A 2,969-nucleotide genomic window follows, 5' to 3' on the forward strand; every position below is an offset into this window, starting at 1 on the left:
TGCGCGCCTCACCCTACCGGGGCCGGCTGGCGCCGGCGGCCCTCCATCAGGACCACGGCGACGCCGCTCGCCACGATGAGCAGGATGCCGGCCATCGCCACCGGCGTCGGCAGGGCGCCGAAGACCAGCAGGCCGGAGATCACCGCCCAGACGGTGAAGCTGTAGTAGAAGGGTGCCACCACGCGCGTCGGTCCGATCCGGTAGGCCATGAAGAGGAAGAAGTGGCCGGACATGAGGAAGAGGCCGGCCGCGGCGAGGAGCAGCAGGTGCCGCCCCTGCGGCGCCACCCAGGTCTCGAAGGCGAGGTGGACCCCGAGCGCGACGACGAGCACGATCAGCGCCGCCGAGAGCGCCACCACGAGGCCGGGCACCTCCGGCCCGACCCGCCGCCCGGCGAGGTCGCGCCCCGCGCCGACGACGGCGTTGGCGAGGCCGAGCAGGGCGTAGACCGAGATGCCCGCCCCGGTCGGCTGTGCCACCATCACCGCGCCGATGAAGCCGCAGCCGATCAGCGCCATGCGGACACCGCCCACCTTCTCGCCGAGAAGGAGCGAGGCGCCGAGGATGACGAGGAGCGGGGTGAGCTGCGTCAGCGCGCTGACGTCGGCGATCGGCATGTGGGCGAGGGCGACCACGTAGCAGAGGATCCCCGCCGTCTCGAGCAGGTTGCGCAGGACGACCCGCCCCTCGAACATCAGCGGCAGCTGCCGCCCGTAGCCGGCGAGGAGGAGGAGCGGCGTCCCCCAGGCCATCGCGGCGATGCCGCGCAGGACGAGGACCTGGTAGGGCGGCAGCCCCTCGGTGGCGAGCTTCATCAGCGAGTCGTTGATGACGTAGGAGCCGGTCGAGACCACCATGAAGAGCGGCCCGCGAAACGGGTGCCCCGACAACCAGCCCTGCACGTCACGTCCCTCCGCGAAGTCTTTCACCCGCTCGTAGCCGGTCCGCCGGCGGGAAGATAGGGGCGGGCGCTCATTGACCCCGCCGGGGGCCCTCTCTAAAGCTCGGCCGACCCTGCGAAACCGGACCCCGCGCCCATGCCAGCCCCGTCAGCCCCGCGCAGCTTCCAGGAGATCATCCTCCGCCTGCAGGCCTACTGGGCCGCCCGGGGCTGCGCCATCCTGCAGCCCTACGACATGGAGGTCGGCGCCGGCACCTTCCATCCGGCGACGACGCTGCGCTCGCTCGGGCCCCAGCCGTGGGCGGCGGCCTACGTGCAGCCGTCGCGCCGGCCGACCGACGGGCGCTACGGCGACAGCCCGAACCGCTGGCAGCACTACTACCAGTTCCAGGTCATCCTCAAACCCTCGCCGGCGGACATCCAGGAGATCTATCTCGGCTCGCTGCCGGCGATCGGCATCGACATGGAGCTGCACGACATCCGCTTCGTCGAGGACGACTGGGAGAGCCCGACGCTCGGCGCGTGGGGGCTGGGATGGGAGGTCTGGTGCGACGGGATGGAGGTCAGCCAGTTCACCTACTTCCAGCAGGTCGGCGGCCACGACTGCCGGCCGGTCTCGGGCGAGCTCACCTACGGGCTCGAGCGGCTGGCGATGTACGTGCTCGGCCATGACGACGGCAACCTGATGCCGTTCAACGACCCGGAGGCGCCGATCCCGCTCACCTACGGCGACGTCTTCCGCGAGGCGGAGGCGGAATATGCCCGCTGGAACTTCGACGTGGCCGACACCGGGATGCTGCTGCGCCACTTCGAGGATGCCGAGGCGGAGTGCGGGCGCATCCTCGGCCAGCCGGACGTCGACCCGAGGACCGGGCGGCGGATCGTGATGGCGCTGCCGGCCTACGATCAGTGCATCAAGGCCAGCCACCTCTTCAACCTGCTCGACGCCCGCGGGGTCATCTCGGTGACCGAGCGGCAGGCCTATATCGGGCGGGTGCGGGCGCTCGCCAGGGCCTGCGCCGACGCCTTCGTGCGGTCCGGCCCGGCGGCATGAGCGGGCGGCGGCTGATCCTCGCCTTCCTCGGCTTCCTCCTCCTCTTCGTCGCCGGGCTGGTCTGGACGCAGCTCTTCGCCTACTACGAGCGTCAGCGGGGGGTGGGGGCGCTGACCATAGCCGGCGAGGCGGTGCCGGTCGCCGGCTATGACGGCATCGACTCGGCGGCCTCGCCGCTCAAGCTGCGCGGCTGCTTCCGCATCGACCCGGCGGCGGTCGCGGGCCTCGCGCCCGACCCGGGGGCCACGCCGCTCAACGCGCCCTTCTGGTTCCGCTGCTTCTCGGCGCGGGAGCTGACCCGCGACCTGGCGGCCGGGGCGGCGCGGGCCTACCGGATCGGGCACGACACGCCGGAAGGGTTCGACCTGATGCTCGCCGTCTACCCGGACGGGCGGGGCTATGTCTGGCGGCAGCTCAATGCCCGCTTCGCCAGCTGATTCAGGATTTCGCGCGCGAAACTATAAGCAGCACGTTGATATAGCTGGAAAAAATTTTCAGCTTTAACCTGGCGTTCATTTTTGGGGGTCAGCCGCGGGCCTTGGGGTGGGCGGCGGCGTAGGCTTCCATCAGGCGGGCCTGGTCGACGCCGGTGTAGACCTGGGTGCTGGCGAGGGTGGCATGGCCGAGGAGCTCCTGGATGGTGCGGAGGTCGCCGCCGGCCTCGAGCAGGTGGGTGGCGAAGGAGTGGCGCAGCGCGTGCGGGGTGGCGGTGGCCGGCAGGCCGAGCTGGAGGCGGGCCTGCGCCATCGCCTGCTGCACCGCGCGGGGGTTGAGCGGGCCGCCGCGGGCGCCGAGGAAGAGCGGCGCCGACGGGTCGGGCGGGAAGGGGAGGAGGGCGCGGTAGGCCTCGACGGCGCGGGCGGCGACGGGGAGGACGGGGACGAGGCGCTCGCGGCCGCCCTTGCCGCGGATGCGCAGCGTTTCGCCGAGCGGGGCGTCGGACTGGCGGAGGCCGAGCGCCTCGGAGATGCGCAGGCCGCAGCCGTAGAGCAGCTCGGCGATGCAGGCGTCGCG

At 72.0% G+C, this 2,969-nt stretch carries 4 protein-coding genes; 2 read left to right on the forward strand and 2 right to left on the reverse strand.

All coding sequences use genetic code 11. From position 1 onward, the window contains the following. Nucleotides 1–8: 8 nt before the first annotated feature. Nucleotides 9–902, reverse strand: a complete 894-nt coding sequence (locus tag Q0112_RS14560) for a DMT family transporter (protein ID WP_297976502.1) — start codon at nucleotides 900–902, stop codon at nucleotides 9–11. 135 nt (nucleotides 903–1,037) lie between these two features. Between Q0112_RS14560 and Q0112_RS14565 the strand changes: the two genes are divergently transcribed. Continuing rightward, nucleotides 1,038–1,955: a glycine--tRNA ligase subunit alpha gene (locus Q0112_RS14565; protein WP_297976504.1), complete on the forward strand. Its 918-nt coding sequence runs from the start codon at nucleotides 1,038–1,040 to the stop codon at nucleotides 1,953–1,955. Further along, on the forward strand, nucleotides 1,952–2,392 hold the full coding sequence (locus Q0112_RS14570; protein ID WP_297976506.1) for a DUF6446 family protein: 441 nt from the start codon (nucleotides 1,952–1,954) through the stop codon (nucleotides 2,390–2,392). Before Q0112_RS14565 ends, Q0112_RS14570 begins: the two co-directional genes overlap by 4 nt. A gap of 88 nt (nucleotides 2,393–2,480) precedes the next feature. On the opposite strand, the gene Q0112_RS14575 is transcribed toward Q0112_RS14570, so the two are convergent. Further along, nucleotides 2,481–2,969, reverse strand: a 489-nt coding sequence (locus Q0112_RS14575; RefSeq protein WP_297976508.1) for a tyrosine-type recombinase/integrase, incomplete at its 5' end; no start/stop codon positions are given.

It is taken from the genome of uncultured Amaricoccus sp. (assembly GCF_937858865.1).
Lineage (GTDB): Bacteria > Pseudomonadota > Alphaproteobacteria > Rhodobacterales > Rhodobacteraceae > Amaricoccus.